This window comes from Streptomyces sp. NPDC039465 (genome assembly GCF_055639315.1).
Genome location: NZ_JBVKAP010000001.1, coordinates 1,304,580 through 1,319,845 on the forward strand (window position 1 = coordinate 1,304,580; position 15,266 = coordinate 1,319,845).

Genomic DNA, 15,266 nt, shown 5'->3' on the forward strand with positions numbered 1-15,266 from the left:
TTAATCAGTCGATGACCGGCGGCGCGACACGACGGTTGCCCTGCTGCCAGGTCTCTTCGTCCTCGACCAGGTAGTCCGGCCGCTCGCCGCGGTTCTCCTCGCGCTGCGGGCCTGTCCCCTGGGTGTGCGGGGCGCCGCCGCGGCCCATGGCCTGACCAGGGGTACGAGCCGCGTCACCCGCTGCCGCTCCCCGTACGAGCCCTGTGCCGCCCGGCGTGAACGGACGCGCGCTCGTCGCGCCGGGCTGCTGGGCTCGGCCACCGACGATGCCTCCGGTCTCGCCGGCCAGGCGTCGGCCGCCGATGATGCCGTTTTGCCCGCCGACCGGGTGCGGGCCCGCGCCCCCGGCGTGCCCTGTGGGCCCACGCCCCGTCATGTGTTCCTGCCCGATCACCGGGGTGCGGGGAAGGCCGGTTGCGGGCCGTCCCTGAGTGGTGGGCAGGACAGGCTTTCCGCCCGTGATGCCTTCCCGGGTCGTCGGCAGCTTCCCGAGCGGGCCGGTCTGGTGGGGGCCGGGCACGTGCTTGCCCGTCTGGGTCGTCGGGGTGCGCTGGCCACCCGTCGGGACGGTCGGGGGCTGGCCGTTAGTACGCGGAGGAATACCCGGAACGATCGGGCCAGGCATCGGGCCGATCTCGGGCTTACCCAGAGGCGGCTGGACAACCGGCGTCGTCGTCTGCGGGGGTGTGGCGGTGGGAGGCGGGAGGGTGTTCACGCTGTCGATGTTGAGATCGACAGGCGGCTCCGGCCGCACCACGTTGCCCGGCCGAGTCCCGTTCCGGTCATCGCCCGGCGGAACCGGGGTGAAATCATCGGTGGGACGGTTCACATGGGAACGAGTCGTGTCAGACGACCCTGAGTCGCCCACGCCACGGCTCTCATAGCCCGTGGAGCGAGAGATGCCCTGGCCGTATCCGCCACGCTGATCCTCTGCCGCCGGAACAAACGCCGTCGGCGGCGGCTGAAACGTCGGTACCTGCAGCTTCCCCATCTCCGCGCTGGACTGCGAGTACGTCTGCGACAGCTTCCGCATCTCGGCCGCCGCCGCCAGCCGGTTCTCCTCCTCCTTCTTCGCCAGGGAGGCCTCCGCGTTGTCCTTCACGGTCTTCGCGTCAGGATCGTTCTTGGCCGACTTCGCCGCGTCCAAGTTCTCCTGGGCCTGCTTGTGGGAGGTGTACCGCGGGATCGCGCTCTGGGCCAGGGCGATCGCGTCCGACGCGTCGCTCATCCACTTCGCCGCGTCCTCGCTGTAGTACGCGAGCCGCCACGTGGCGCTCGCCAGGCTGGCGCCCCAGTCCTTGAACTCCTGGAAGGCCTCGCCCTTCCACTCCACCCGTTCCGGGCGGAACTGCAGCTGCTGGGCGATCTCCTTGATCTCGCCCGCCGCCAGGTTCAGCTTGTCGGACGCCGCCTTGACGTAGAAGCTGCTGGCCTGGTCGAGCCACTCCAGCATCTGCTGGTGCGACATCGACTCGAAGGAGGTCGAGCCCCCACCACCGCCGTCATGTTTTTCAGCCATGTGTCTGCCTCGTCAATCCCCGTAGTGCGCGAAGTCGTATGCGAAGTAGGAAGTTTGGAACACGAAGTCGGAATACGTGGAACGCGTTTCGCGCCCGCCGCCGTCCTACTCGTCCAGCCCGCCGTTGCCGCCCGCCGTGTCGCCGCCCTGCGGCGGTGTGGCCGGCTGGCCCTGCTTCTCGGCTTCCTTCTCGGCCTTCTCCCGGGCTACCGGGTCGCGCTTGGGGTCGTAGTGCTTCTCCGCACGCGCGTTGATGGCCATCATCCGGCGACGAATGTCGTCGTCCAGGTTCTCGAAGCCCTCCTTGGACGCGACGACCGCGATGCCCATGCCCTCCATGCAGTCCGCCAGCAACTGCGACAGCTTCTCCAGCTGCGTGATGACGTTGCCGTACGCGGTGAACAGGCCGGACGCCTCGGCCCAGGCGCCCCCGCCGCCGCCGAACTGCGTCCGCTCGACGCGGTCGGCGCCCACCTTGTCGGGGCTGGCCGGTGACTCCTTCAGCCCCTGGAGCAGGCGGTCGATCCGGCCCTTGAAGTCCTTCATGGACTCCGGGTCGTACAGCGCCGACGCCAGCGCCGGATTGACCGCGCGCAGCGAACGCTCGCTGCCCGACATCGCTTCTGAACCGCTACTGCCCGCCATGGCCCCCGACGCCTCCCCGTTCACACACAAAGCTTCGGAGATCACTGTAGTCAGCACCGGTGACACCGCGCATCTCCGGATTGCAGAAGCAACGCGGATCACACGGTGACCAGTTACGTGGCGTTCGGTACCGCCACGGCCGCCTGCGGCCGGATCGGGAGGCGGTTGATCGGCCGGCCCGTGGCCGCGCGGACCGCCGAGGCGACCGCGGCCGGGGATGTGACGACCGGGACCGCGCTCGCCGCCTTCGCGCCGAAGGGGGCCACGACGTCCCGTTCTTCGAGGAGTTTGACGATGCGAATGTCCGGGGCGTCCAGGGATGTCGGGAGTGCGTAGCCGGTGAAGTCCGGGTGGCGGATCATGCCGCGGGCCGTGCGGAGGTTCTCCGTGAGGGCCGCGCCGACTCCCTGGGTGACGCCCGCCTCGATACGGGTGGCGAGCTGGGCCGGATTGAGGATGCGGCCCACGTCCTGGGCGACGGCCATCTCGACGACCCGGACCGAGCCGAGTTCGATGTCGACGTCCACGACCGCGCGGATGGCGCAGAAGGCGAGGCCGACGAAGGCGTCGCCCTGGCCCGCGTCGTCCAGGGGCTCGGTGGGGTGGGGGCGGCACTGGGCGGTGGCCCAGAGTTCCTTGCCGTCCATCGCCTCCGTGACGGTCGTGGACAGCACGCCGTCGTACGAGGTGATCTTGCCGTCGGTGATCTGGAGCAGTTCGGTGGACATGCCGAACTTGTGGGCCAGCGGCTGCAGCAGCTGCGTACGGACCATTTTCGCGGCCCGCTCGACGGCGCCGCCGGAGACCCAGGTGTGGCGGCCGTGTGTCGCGGGGCCGGCCGGGGGCTGGTCGGTGTCGACGGAGGCCACGTGCACCTCGTCGATGCCGAGCGTCTCCTGCACGATCTGGCGGGCCAGCGTGGCGAAGCCCTGGCCCGTGTCGACGGCCGCGCAGATGACCGTGGCGACGCCGTCCTGGACCTTGACCGTGGCCGTGGAGACCTCGTCGGTACCTTCGGCGCCGAGCATGTGGACCATGCCGAGGGCGTAGCCGACGCCGCGGCGTACGGCGCCCGGTTCGCCCGCGCCCTCCGGGCCGCCGGGCAGCAGCCAGTCGTCCTCCGGGGCGTCCATGGGGAGCGAGGGTAGGGGGAAGTCCCGTACGGCCGTGAGCAGTTCGGCCACCGGGGCGGGGCAGGTCACGGTCTGGCCGGTGGGGAGGAGGTCACCGGTGGCGAGGACGTTGCGCATGCGGATGTCGGTCGGCTCCAGGCCGAGCTTGGCCGCCAGCTTGTCCATCTGGGCCTCGTAGGCGGCGCAGACCTGCATCGCGCCTTCGCCGCGCACATGCCCGGAGGGCGGGTTGTTCGTCCGGACCGCCCAGCCCTCGATGAAGGCGTGCGGGACGACGTACGGGCCGCAGGCGAAGGCGACCGCGGCGGCGAGGGACTCCGAGGAGGCGTCGGCGTACGCGCCCGCGTCGAGGAGGATCTGCGCCTCCACCTTCACCAGCCGGCCTTCCGCGTCCGCGTGGTGGCGGTAGCGCAGCAGGGTGGGGTGGCGGTGGGCGTGGCCGAGGAAGGACTCCTCGCGGGTGGCGGCCAGTTTGACCGGGCAGCCGGTGCGCAGGGCGAGCAGGCCGAGCGGGATCTGGAAGCCGGGGTCGTCGCGGTCGCCGGTGGCGCCGGGGACGCCGGTGACGACGACCTTGACCTGTTCCGGGGTGAGGCCGAAGCAGGCGGCGGCGAGGTCGCGGTCGGTGTGCGGGTCGGTGGAGGCGGTGTAGATCTCCACCCCGCCGTCGGGGCGGGGCACGGCGAGGCCGGCCTCGGCGCCGATGGGGGCGGGGTCCTGGCGGCCGATGCGGTAGAGGCCCTCGACGACCACGTCGCCGGTGGCGTCGGGGTCGCCGTAGCGCAGGGGGATGTGCCGGATCAGGTTGCCGTCGGGGTGCAGCGGCTCGGCGGCGAACGCCTTCTCCGGGTCGGTGACCGGGTCGAGTACTTCGTACTCGACGGCGATCGCGGCCGCGGCGAGCCGGGCGGTGTCCGGGTGGTCGGCGGCGACGGCGGCGATGGCCTCGCCGTGGTGACGTACGAGATCCGTGGCGAAGACGGGGCGGTCGGCGACGGTACGGCCGTAGGCCGGGTCCCCGGGGACGTCGGCGTGGGTCACCACCGCCCGTACGCCGGGCATTTCGGTGGCGGCCGTGGTGTCGACCGAGACGATCCGGGCGTGCGGGTGCGGTGAGCGCAGGATCGCGGCCCACAGCAGGCCCTCGGCCCACAGGTCGGAGGCGTACGGAAACGTGCCCTCGGTCTTGGCACGCGCGTCGGCCGCCGGCAGGGACGCGCCGAGGCCGTGGGCCGACGGCTCCTGCTGGGGTCCGTCGACCGCCATGGTGGCGGTGGCCGCGTCGTTGCTCACGCCATGCCTCCGTCGTGCGGGTGGGGAACCTGATGCGGGATGCGGGGCTCGTCCGGGGTCTGGGCCGAAGCGGCCGCGGCGCTCGCCTCGCGCTCGGCGACCACCTCCCGTACGGCGTCGAGGACGCCGCGGTAGCCGGAGCAGCGGCAGAGGTTGCCGCAGAGGGCCTGGCGGGTCTCCAGCTCGCTGGGGGCGTGGTTGCCCTCCAGGAGGTCGTGGACGGTCATCGCCATGCCGGGGATGCAGAAGCCGCACTGGACGGCGCCGCACTTGGCGAGGGCGCGCTGGACGTCGGAGGGTTCGCCGTCGACGGCGAGGCCTTCGACCGTACGGACCTCGCTGCCGGCCGCCGTGGCCGCGGGGACCAGGCAGGAGGCGACGAGCCGGCCGTCGACCTGGACGTTGCAGGCGCCGCACTCGCCCTGGGAGCAGCCGTCCTTGGCGCCGGCGAGGCCGAGGCGCTCGCGCAGGACGTAGAGCAGGGATTCGCCGATCCAGGACTCGGTGACGGGGCGGTCGGTGCCGTTGACGCGTAGGACGTAGGAGGTGTGGGGGTGCTCGTCGCTGTCGCTGCTGTGGGTGGGCGCGGCGGGCGAGGCGTCCGGCTCCCCGTGAGCCTCCGGCGCCGCGTGGGGCTCCGGGGCCACCGGGGCCTCGTGTGCCTCCTGCGCCTGCGGGGTCTCCGGGACCTCCTGGACCTCGAAGGCCTCCAGGGCCTCCGGAGCTTCCGGGGCGAGGGCCGCGGGCTCCTCGGCCGGCGCGGGCTCGGCCGGCTCCGCGGACACGGGCTCCTGCGGAGCCTGTTCGGCGGCGGCCTCCGTCGCCCAGGGCGCGGGGGCGCCGCCCGGGAGCGTCGGCGGGCCGTGGACCTCGGGCGCGGCGGGCTCGACAGCCTCGGCTTCGGCCTCGGCCTGCTGTGCGGCGGCGAGCGCGGCGGCCTCCACCGCCGCTGCCTCGGCCTCGGCGGCCTCCACCTCGGCGAGCTCGGCCGCCCAGGGCGCGGGGGCGCCGCCGGGCAGGGTGGCGGGCGGGGTGCCTCCACCCCACTGGGACAGAAGCGCCGATGTCGTGAACTCGCCCGACTCGTCCGGAAGATCCCCCTGGGCCACCGGGATCGTCCACTGGCCGGTGAGCTCGGAGGGGGCCGGAGGCGCCGCGGGCGCTGTGGGGGCGTCCAGCGCCTCCGGGAAGCTCCACTGGCCCGTCGCGTGCGGGTCGGACTCCATCGCCTGCGAGACGGGCTCCTGGGCGGCTTCCTGAGCCGCCCCCGGCGCCGCGCCCGGCTCGGGCCAAACGACCTGCTCGCCGGACGGGTCGCCGGGCTGCTGCACGACCCAGCTACCGGTGGCGGCGGGATCCGTCGCGGCGGCCGGGGTCAGCGGAGTGACCATCGGCGGGGCGAAGTGCGGGGGTACGTAACCGTGTCCGGGGGCGGCCAGCGGGGCCGCGTCCAGGCCGAAGTCCGGCGGGAGCTGGACGAATGCGGTGGCGTCGCCCTCGTACTCCCCGCTCTGCGGGGTGGGGGTCCAGGAGCCGTACTGCTGCCCGTGGTCCGGAGTCTCGCCGTGGCCGGTGTGCCCAGCCGGGTCGTTGTGCTCGTTGTGCTCGTCGGTGCTCACGACAGCGCCCTCCCCAGTGCTCGTCGGGCCAGCGCGGCGACCGTGCGCCGCAGGTGCAGGACGGCGGGCGGCAGCGCCGGCGGCTCCTGGCCGTCGACGGCCACCGGGTCCGGGATGCAGGCCGCGGCGACGTACTCGCCGAACGCCGTCAGCGCCTCGGCGGCCAGCCCCCGCTCGCCGTCCCAGTCGATCAGCGAGGCGATCCAGCGCTCCGCCTCCAGCGGGCGCAGCGGCATCGCCGCTATGGCGCCGACCGCGCAGCGCACGCCGCGGCGGGCCGGGTCGAGGACTACGGCGACCGAGGCGGTGGCGCGGCCGGGGCCGGTACGGCCGGTCGCCTTCAGGAAGACCTGGGGGGCGTGCAGCAGGGGCACGCGCACGAAGCCGATGAGCTCGCCGGGGCCGAGGATCTCGCGGCCGGCCAACAGGTGCGAGACCGGGATCTCGCGGGCGCCGGTGGGGCCGGAGATCAGCAGCTCCGCCTCCAGGGCGGCGAGCACGGGCAGGGTGTCGCCGGTCGGGGAGGCGGTGACGATGTTGCCGCCGAGGGTGCCGGCGTTGCGGATTTGCGGCGGGCCCGCGGCCCGCGCGGAGGCGGCGAGCGCGGGGATCAGGGCGGCGAAGTCGGGGCGGCCCATCCGGGCGTGGGTGAGTCCGGCGCCGAGGAGGGCGTTGCCGTCCTGGTACTGCCAGCCCCGGGTCTCGTTGATCCGGCCCAGGCCGACGAGTCCGGCCGGACGCAGCTGACCGTTGTTGACGGCGGCCATCAGATCGGTGCCGCCCGCGACGGGCACGGCGGCGGGCATGGCGCTGAGCGCCGCCACGGCCTCGTCGAGCGAGGCAGGCAGCATCACGGACTGCGCCGCCTGCGGTGCGTGCGTGGTCAACCCAGCTGCCCCTTCCCGGTGTCCTGTGTGGCCGTACCGTACGTGCTCACAGCCCGGACGTGGCAACTCTGGCACATCTTCCGAGCCGTGCGACGCGAGGGTCCGCGAAGCGCACTTCCACACCGGACGTCCGCTGACCTGGCAGATGACCCGATTTGCCACGGCATCGGCGGCAGATGTGTATTGCCACTCTTCGACGAACCTTGTACGACTTATGACACGACTATGTCCGGCAGCGCCCAACGGCCGCGGGGACCGGACCTGACGGGCGTCCACCGTCCCAGGCGACCGGGCGCTGAGCGCCCTCACGCGGCCGGGCTCACACGTTTGGGGGCGCCCCCTCGATCGGGCGTCCGATCACCCCCGGTCGCCGCTGCCACGGCAACGGGCCGCTGGGCGGCCGGTAGTCGACGCCGAGGGCGTCAAGGCGCCGGTGGTGGGCGGTCATTCGCCGCTCGAAATCCGCGAAGTCGCGCGCGTGCGGGGCGGGCAGCGGGGACCAGGCGACCTCGGCGAGCGCGGCGAGCCGCGGGAAGACCTGGTAGTCGACACGGGAGCGGTTCTCCATCACCTCCGTCCAGACGTTGGCCTGGGTCCCCAGGACGTGGGCGGCGGCCTCGGCCGACAGCTGCGGCGGCACCGGCTCGAAGCGGTAGACGTCCTCCAGGGTGCGGACGTAACCGATCGGCACCGGCTCGTCGTCACCCGGCGCCTGACGGTGGTCCAGGTAGACCTGCTGCTCCGGGCACATGACGACGTCGTGCCCGGCCTCGGCGGCGGCGATCCCGCCCGCGTAGCCGCGCCAGGAGGACACGGCGGCACCCGGCGCGAGTCCGCCCTCCAGGATCTCGTCCCAGCCGATGAGGCGGCGGCCCCGGGCAGCGAGCCAGCGGTCGAAGTGGCGGACGAACCAGGACTGGAGCCCGTCCTCGTCGCCGACGCCGAGCTCCGCGATCCGGGCCTGGGCGGTCGGCGAGGCCTTCCACTGGTCCTTGGGGCACTCGTCGCCGCCGATGTGCACGAAGGTCGAGGGGAAGAGGGCGAGGACCTCCTCGAAGACGCCCTCGTAGAAGCGGAGGGTGTTGTCAGTGGGGGCGAGTACGTTCGGATTGACCCCCCAGGTGTCCCAGACGGAGAGGGCGGTGGTGTCGATGACGTCGGTGTTGCCGAGTTCTGGATACGCGGCGATGGCGGCCTGCGAGTGTCCGGGGATGTCGATCTCGGGGACGACGGTGATATGCCGCTCGGCGGCGTGCGCGACGATCTCGCGGATGTCGTCCTGGGTGTAGTGGCCGCCGTGCGGGACGTCCGTCCACAGCGGTGAGGCACGGTGCCCCCATTTCGTACGGGAACGCCAGGCGCCGACCTCGGTGAGGCGGGGGTGGCGCGTGATCTCGATGCGCCAGCCCTGGTCGTCGGTGAGGTGGAAGTGGAAGACGTTGAGCTTGTGTACGGCGAGCAGGTCGAGATAGCGCAGCACGTCGTCCTTGGGGAGGAAGTGACGGGCGACGTCGAGCATGAGGCCGCGCCAGCGGAAGCGAGGGCCGTCGGTGACGACCTGGGCGGGTACGGCCGGGGGCGGGGTGCCGAGCGGCGCCCTGCGGAAGGCCTGCGGGCCGAGCAGCTGACGCAGCGTCTGCGCTCCCCAGAAGACCCCGGCGGCGTCACCGCCCACGATCTCGATGCCGGTGGCGGGGTCCACGGTGAGCCGGTACGCCTCGGCGCCAAGGCCCGCCCGGTCCCCCTCGCCCCCTGGGGCCCCGGGGTCGATCCGCAGGACGATGCCGCCGCGGGTGCCTTCCGGGGCGGGCGGCAGATCGAGCCCGAAGGCGGCGCCGAGCGTCGCGCGCAGCCGGCGCGCGGTGTTCCCGGTGCCGGGGCCGGCGACGAGGGGGGCGCGGCCGTCGAGGACGAAGCCGCGCCCGGGAAGGCCCTCGACGTGGCAGGGAGCGGGGATCAGATCCATGCCGGGCAGGTCGGACACAGTCACCTCAGTCCTCAGTCCTTCACCGCGCCGCCCAGTCCGGAGACCAGACGCCGCTGTACGAGTACGAAGAAGACGAGCACCGGAACGGTCATCACGGTCGAGGCCGCCATGATCCCGCCCCAGTCGTTCTCGTCCGGCTTGAAGAAGACCAGCAGAGCCATCGGCAGCGTCGACTGGGAGGTGTCGCTGATGATGAACGACTTCGCGAACAGGAAGTCGTTCCAGGTCGAGATGAAGGAGAAGACACTCGTCGCCACGAGCCCCGGGAAGACCAGCGGGAAGAGGATCTGCCACAGGAACCGGGCCCGGCTCGCGCCGTCGAGCGCGGCGGCCTCCTCCAGGGCCTCCGGGACCGCCTTGACGAAGCCGCGCAGCATCCAGATCGCGAACGGCAGGGAGAAGGCGATGTGCGGCAGGATCAGCGCACCCAGCGTGTTCAGCTGCCCGAAGTCGCGCATGAGGAAGAACAGCGGGATGGTCAGCGCCTCGATCGGCACCATCTGGGCGACGAGGAACATGATCAACAGAGTGGTACGGAACCGGAACCGGAAGCGGGTCACGGCGGTCGCGGCGAGGAAGGCGATCAGCGCGGAGGCGATCACGACCGCGCCCGCGACCAGCAGCGAGTTGAGGAAGTACCGCCCGAAGTCCTGCTGTTCGAAGACCCGGCGGAAGGAGTCGAGGGACGGGGCCACGGTCCATGGCCGGGCCTCGGCCGACTGGATCTCACCTGCGGGTTTGAACGCCGAGAGGACCATCCAGTACAGCGGGAAGGCGACCACGGCGGCGACCAGCAGCGCGGCCGCCTCGGCGAGCAGTCGACCCGGCCTGCGGACACGGACACCGACACGGAGCAGGCTCATAGTTCTTCTCCCTGGCGGCGCAGCAGGCGGAGGTAGACCAGTGTCACGGCCAGCAGGATCAGCAGCATGACGACGCCGATCGCGGAGCCCAGGCTGTACTGGGAGGAGGCGAAGGCCTTCTGGTAGGCGTAGACGTTGAGGACGAGGTTCTGGCCGGCGATGCCGCCGCCGTTGGTCATCACGTAGATCTGGGTGAAGACCTTGAAGTCCCAGATGATCGACTGGATCGTGACGACGACCAGGATCGGCCGGAGCATCGGCGCCATGACGGAGCGCCAGATCCGCCACTGCGATGCCCCGTCCAGCGACGCCGCCTCCAGGACCTCGGACGAGATGGCCCTGATGCCCGCGTAGACGGTCACCATCACGAACGGGAACGAACACCACACCACTTCGAAGAGGACGAGCGCGAAGGCGCTGTAGCGCCCGTACGTCCAGGAGAAGTCGCCGAGCGCGAGCAGCCGGTTGACCGGACCGTAGTCCGGGTCGAAGAGGAAGACCCAGACCGTGGACCCGGTGACGGCGGGGGTCGCCCAGGCCCCGAGCGCCGCGAGCATCAGGGCGAGCCGGGGCACCGCCCGGACCCGGGTGAGCAGGACGGCCAGCGCGCAGCCCACAGCGAGCGTGGCGAGGACGCAGGCGGCGGCGAACAGCACGGTGGCGAGCAGGACCTGCCAGAACTCGCCGTCGGAGAAGAGGGCGGAGTAGTTGCCGAGCCCCTGGAACGAGGTGGGTTCCCCGCCGCTGACCTGGGCCTGGGTGTACTCCAGGAAGGAGATGAGGCCGAGCTGGTAGATGGGGTAGACGAGCAGCCCGCCGAGCACCACGAGCGCGGGCAGGAGGTAGAGCCAGGGCGTCCATCCGGCGCGCCCCCGCCGCCCGCCCGCCCCGGCGACACCCGCGCCCGCCTCCGAGCCCGTACGGGGGCGGGCGGCTGCCCGGGGAGCGGTCTTCGTACCGTCGGTCATCGCGCTCAGCCCGCGGACGCGAACGCCGCGTCCATCTTCTTCGCCGCGTCGTCCGTCGCCGCCGCCACGTCCTTACGGCCGCTGACGATCTCCTGGAGCATCGTCGGCAGTACGGCCGAGGCGTCGATCTGCCCCCAGGCGGGCGACGCCGGGACGAACTTTGCCCCCGCGCCCAGCGAGTCGACGAAGGGCTTCACGAACGGCTCCTTCTTCGCGACCTCGGCCCGTACGTCCGTGTACGTCGGCAGGAAGCCCATCGCGTCGAAGAGCTTGGCCTGGGTCTCCTTGCCGGCCAGGGACTTCATCAGGTCCACGGCGAGGGTGCGGTGGCCGCTGCTCTTCAGCACGCCGAGGTTGTTGCCGCCCGCGAACGCCGGCGCGATCGATCCGGCCGCGACGCCCGGCAGCGGCACGACCGCGTACTTCCCCTTCACCACGCCCGCCTCCACCGCCGCGTGGCTGAAGTCGCCGCCGATCGCCATGGCGGCCTTGCCCTGGGCGAAGGCCGTGACGGTCGCGTTGCCGCCCATCGAGGCGCACTTGGCGGCCGGGCAGTTGTCGTCACCGAAGAGGGAGGTGTAGGCGGTGACGCCCTTGCGGGCCGCCTCGCTGTTGACCGCCGCCCTGTACGTACCGCCGCTCGCGGTGGCGAGTTCACCCCCGTGCGCCCAGATGAACGGCATCGCGCCGTACGTGTACGTGCCGCCGACCGCGAGCCCGTACAGCTCCGGCTTCGCCTTGCGGATCTTCTTCGCCGTGTCGATCAGCTCGGCCTGGGACTTGGGGGCGGCGAGACCGAGCTCCTTGAGGACGTCGGTGCGGTAGTAGAGGGCCCGTACGCCGACGAACAGCGGCGCGCCGTAGATCTTTCCGCCCACCGTGACGGAGGAGCGGGCGGTCGGGTCGGTGTCCTTCGCGTCCGCCCACGCCCCGAACTCGGCGCTGACGTCGGCGAGTCCGCCGTCCTTCACGTAGCCGGCGGTGTCGGTGTTGCCGTACTCGATCAGGTCGGGCGCGCTCTTGGGGTCGTTGAAGGCTGCCTTGATGCGCTGGGCGCGGGTGTCGACGGGGATGTACTCGACCTCGACCTCCGCCCCCTTGTGCCGCTGCTCGAACGCCGCGACGGCCGCGTCGACGACCTGCTCCTTGGGCTTGTTGTTGACCTCCTGGAAGAGCCAGACGCGCAGGGTGCCGCTCTTCTCGTCCCGGGTGGCGGAGCGGCCGGAGGTCCCCGGGGCGCAGGCGGTGGCGGTGAGGCCGGCCAGAACAAGTGCCGTGACCGGGGCGGCGATTCGGGCGGACAGCTTCATTACGGGGCTCCCCCCATCGGCGTTGCAGCATGCGCAACGGACGTTTCGTGCTGCACAACACGCGTGAGGTTAGGGCCGCCCCAACAAGCGGACAAGTGGTCTCAACCACTCTGTGACCAGCGAACGCACAGGATGCAACGCCCCCCGGCCGCCACGGGCCGTAAACGGCAAACGGCCCCCGGAGCGCGCACCTGCACGCTCCGGGGGCCGTCCCCGACGGAAGGACCGCTGTTACTTGTCCTTGCCGCCCTTGTCCTTGTCGCCACCGCCGGCGCCCATGGACTCGTAGATCTCCTTGCACATCGGACAGACCGGGTACTTCTTGGGGTCGCGCCCCGGAACCCAGACCTTCCCGCACAGTGCCACCACGGGAGTGCCGTCGAGGGCACTCGCCATGATCTTGTCCTTCTGGACGTAATGGGCGTAGCGCTCGTGGTCGCCGTCGCCATGGGACACCTGCGGCGTCGGCTCTACGAGGGTCCCCGTACCTGACCCGCGCTCGGGCTCAAGAGTGCTCATGGATCCCAAGGGTACTGAAGGGCCGCGGGATCAGTTGAGCGACGGGTCGTCCGGGTACGTGGCGACCATGGCGAGCTCGCTCCGCTGGCGGCGCAGGACCGCGCGCCAGAGGGATTCGGGGTGCGGGGAGGAGACATCGCCGGGCTCGGACTCGACGACGTACCAGGCGCCGCCCGTGAGCTCCTCCTCCAGCTGGCCGGGGCCCCAGCCCGCGTAGCCGGCGAAGATCCGCAGGGAGCCGAGGGCGGCGGCGAGGAGTTCCGGCGGGGTCTCCAGGTCCACCAGGCCGATCGCGCCGTACACCCGGCGCCAGCCGAGGGGGCCCTCGTCGCCGGGGATCACGGCGAGGCCGAGGGCGGCGTCGAGGGAGACGGGGCCGCCCTGGAAGACCACGCCGGGCTCGCCGGCCAGCGGGGACCACTGCTCGAGGATGTCTCCGACGGTGACCGGGGTGGGCCGGTTGAGGACCACGCCGAGGGAGCCCTCGTCGTCGTGGTCGAGCAGCAGCACCACCGCGCGGTCGAAGTTCGGATCCGCCAGCGTGGGCGTGGCGACGAGCAGCCGTCCTGTGAGCGAGGACACCTCGGTCATGCGAGACATGATCCCCCATCTTCGTCGTTCGCGGGGGGTGTGCGGGACAGTCCGCGGCGGACGGCCGGCGATGTGCGCCCCGTACACCTCCCGCACCCTCCGGCGGCGCCCCGCGGGCAAGCGGACGGTGACGCTCCGCAAGATCGCGGGGACAGAGGGTGTTGTGCCTGATTCATTACATCTGACAGGCCCCCTTGGACTTACAGAACGGGGGTAGAAGGCCCGTACCCTTTTCCCTGGCCCTGCCCGACCTCCCCCTCGTACGACTGAGGGGGACCCCCTCCGGAACGCGAGATTCATGACCGGCACAGACGATGTACTGCTTGTCCACGGCGGAACCCCGCTGGAGGGCGAGATCCGCGTCCGCGGCGCGAAGAACCTCGTGCCCAAGGCGATGGTCGCCGCCCTGCTCGGCAGCGAGCCGAGCCGACTGCGCAATGTGCCCGACATCCGTGACGTCCGCGTGGTCCGCGGACTGCTCCAGCTGCACGGTGTGACGGTCCGCCCCGGCGAGGAGCCGGGCGAGCTGATCCTCGACCCGACGCACGTCGAGTCGGCCAACGTCGCCGACATCGATGCCCACGCCGGTTCGTCGCGCATCCCGATCCTGTTCTGCGGCCCACTGCTGCACCGCCTCGGTCACGCCTTCATCCCGGGTCTGGGCGGCTGCGACATCGGCGGCCGGCCGATCGACTTCCACTTCGACGTGCTGCGGCAGTTCGGCGCGACGATCGAGAAGCGCGCGGACGGGCAGTACCTGGAGGCCCCGCAGCGGCTGCGCGGCACCAAGATCCGTCTGCCGTACCCCTCGGTCGGCTCGACCGAGCAGGTGCTGCTCACGGCCGTGCTGGCCGAGGGCGTCACCGAGCTGTCCAACGCGGCCGTGGAGCCGGAGATCGAGGACCTCATCTGCGTGCTGCAGAAGATGGGCGCGATCATCTCCATGGACACCGACCGGACGATCCGGATCACCGGTGTGGACAAGCTCGGCGGCTACACCCACCGCGCGCTCCCGGACCGCCTGGAGGCGGCGTCCTGGGCGTCGGCGGCGCTGGCGACCGAGGGCAACATCTACGTGCGCGGCGCGCAGCAGCGCTCGATGATGACCTTCCTGAACACGTACCGGAAGGTCGGCGGCGCCTTCGAGATCGACGACGAGGGCATCCGCTTCTGGCACCCGGGCGGGCAGCTGAAGTCGATCGCCCTGGAGACGGACGTCCACCCCGGCTTCCAGACGGACTGGCAGCAGCCGCTGGTGGTGGCGCTGACGCAGGCGACGGGCCTGTCCATCGTCCACGAGACGGTGTACGAGTCGCGGCTCGGCTTCACGTCGGCGCTGAACCAGATGGGTGCTCACATCCAGCTGTACCGCGAGTGCCTGGGCGGCTCGCACTGCCGCTTCGGCCAGCGCAACTTCCTCCACTCCGCGGTCGTGTCCGGCCCCACGAAGCTCCAGGGCGCCGACCTGGTCATCCCGGACCTCCGCGGCGGCTTCTCGTACCTGATCGCGGCCCTGGCGGCGCAGGGCACGTCCCGGGTCCACGGCATCGACCTGATCAACCGCGGCTACGAGAACTTCATGGACAAGCTCGTGGAGCTGGGCGCGAAGGTCGAACTCCCGGGCGGCACGGTCGTCTGACGACCCGCCGCACCGAACAGAGCCGGCCCCCGCCACGGTGGAGGCCGGCTCCGACTTGTGGAGGCCCGCCGCGGACCGCCCTTCGGCTGGGGGTCCGGGGGTCATCCCCCGGGACAGCACAGCATGGACAAGCTCGTGGAGCTGGGCGCGAAGGTCGAACTCCCGGGCGGCACGGTCGTCTGACGACCCGCCGCACCGACAGAGCCGGCCCCCGCCACGGTGGAGGCCGGCTCCGACTTGTGGAGGCCCGCCGCGGACCGCCCTTCGGCTGGGGGTCCGGGGGTCATCCCCCG

At 71.9% G+C, this 15,266-nt stretch carries 12 protein-coding genes; 1 reads left to right on the forward strand and 11 read right to left on the reverse strand.

Annotation, left to right across the window (positions count from 1 at the left end; all coding sequences use genetic code 11):
* Positions 1–4 precede the first annotated feature (4 nt).
* From ACZ7LT_RS05865 to ACZ7LT_RS05915, 11 genes are all read right to left on the reverse strand, one after another.
* Positions 5–1,519, reverse strand: a complete 1,515-nt coding sequence (locus ACZ7LT_RS05865) for a hypothetical protein (RefSeq protein WP_471234694.1) — start codon at positions 1,517–1,519, stop codon at positions 5–7.
* A gap of 105 nt (positions 1,520–1,624) precedes the next feature.
* On the reverse strand, positions 1,625–2,137 hold the full coding sequence (locus ACZ7LT_RS05870; RefSeq protein WP_471234695.1) for a hypothetical protein: 513 nt from the start codon (positions 2,135–2,137) through the stop codon (positions 1,625–1,627).
* Positions 2,138–2,277: 140 nt separating this feature from the next.
* Entirely contained in the window at positions 2,278–4,590 is a 2,313-nt protein-coding gene (locus tag ACZ7LT_RS05875; protein ID WP_471234696.1) for a xanthine dehydrogenase family protein molybdopterin-binding subunit, read from the reverse strand.
* On the reverse strand, positions 4,587–6,209 hold the full coding sequence (locus ACZ7LT_RS05880) for a (2Fe-2S)-binding protein (RefSeq protein WP_471234697.1): 1,623 nt from the start codon (positions 6,207–6,209) through the stop codon (positions 4,587–4,589). The genes ACZ7LT_RS05875 and ACZ7LT_RS05880 overlap by 4 nt, the downstream gene beginning before the upstream one ends.
* The gene (locus tag ACZ7LT_RS05885; RefSeq protein ID WP_471234698.1) at positions 6,206–7,096 is read right to left on the reverse strand and encodes an FAD binding domain-containing protein; all 891 of its coding nucleotides are present in this window, start codon (positions 7,094–7,096) and stop codon (positions 6,206–6,208) included. The genes ACZ7LT_RS05880 and ACZ7LT_RS05885 overlap by 4 nt, the downstream gene beginning before the upstream one ends.
* 319 nt (positions 7,097–7,415) lie before the next feature.
* A complete protein-coding gene (locus ACZ7LT_RS05890; RefSeq protein ID WP_471234799.1) occupies positions 7,416–9,062 on the reverse strand; it encodes a beta-N-acetylhexosaminidase in 1,647 nt (548 codons plus the stop codon).
* A gap of 32 nt (positions 9,063–9,094) precedes the next feature.
* Positions 9,095–9,946, reverse strand: a complete 852-nt coding sequence (locus ACZ7LT_RS05895) for a carbohydrate ABC transporter permease (protein WP_471234699.1) — start codon at positions 9,944–9,946, stop codon at positions 9,095–9,097.
* Positions 9,943–10,914, reverse strand: coding sequence for a carbohydrate ABC transporter permease (locus ACZ7LT_RS05900; RefSeq protein ID WP_471234700.1), 972 nt, complete (start codon positions 10,912–10,914; stop codon positions 9,943–9,945). The genes ACZ7LT_RS05895 and ACZ7LT_RS05900 overlap by 4 nt, the downstream gene beginning before the upstream one ends.
* Before the next feature lie 5 nt (positions 10,915–10,919).
* Complete coding sequence (locus ACZ7LT_RS05905) at positions 10,920–12,224, reverse strand: extracellular solute-binding protein (protein ID WP_471234701.1); 1,305 nt, start codon at positions 12,222–12,224, stop codon at positions 10,920–10,922.
* A gap of 231 nt (positions 12,225–12,455) precedes the next feature.
* Positions 12,456–12,743, reverse strand: a complete 288-nt coding sequence (locus tag ACZ7LT_RS05910; protein WP_351219202.1) for a DUF3039 domain-containing protein — start codon at positions 12,741–12,743, stop codon at positions 12,456–12,458.
* A gap of 30 nt (positions 12,744–12,773) precedes the next feature.
* The gene (locus ACZ7LT_RS05915; protein ID WP_019886747.1) at positions 12,774–13,334 is read right to left on the reverse strand and encodes a YqgE/AlgH family protein; all 561 of its coding nucleotides are present in this window, start codon (positions 13,332–13,334) and stop codon (positions 12,774–12,776) included.
* Between the two features lie 298 nt (positions 13,335–13,632).
* Between ACZ7LT_RS05915 and murA the strand changes: the two genes are divergently transcribed.
* Positions 13,633–14,973, forward strand: coding sequence for a UDP-N-acetylglucosamine 1-carboxyvinyltransferase (murA, locus tag ACZ7LT_RS05920; RefSeq protein WP_471234702.1), 1,341 nt, complete (start codon positions 13,633–13,635; stop codon positions 14,971–14,973).
* Positions 14,974–15,266 lie beyond the last annotated feature (293 nt).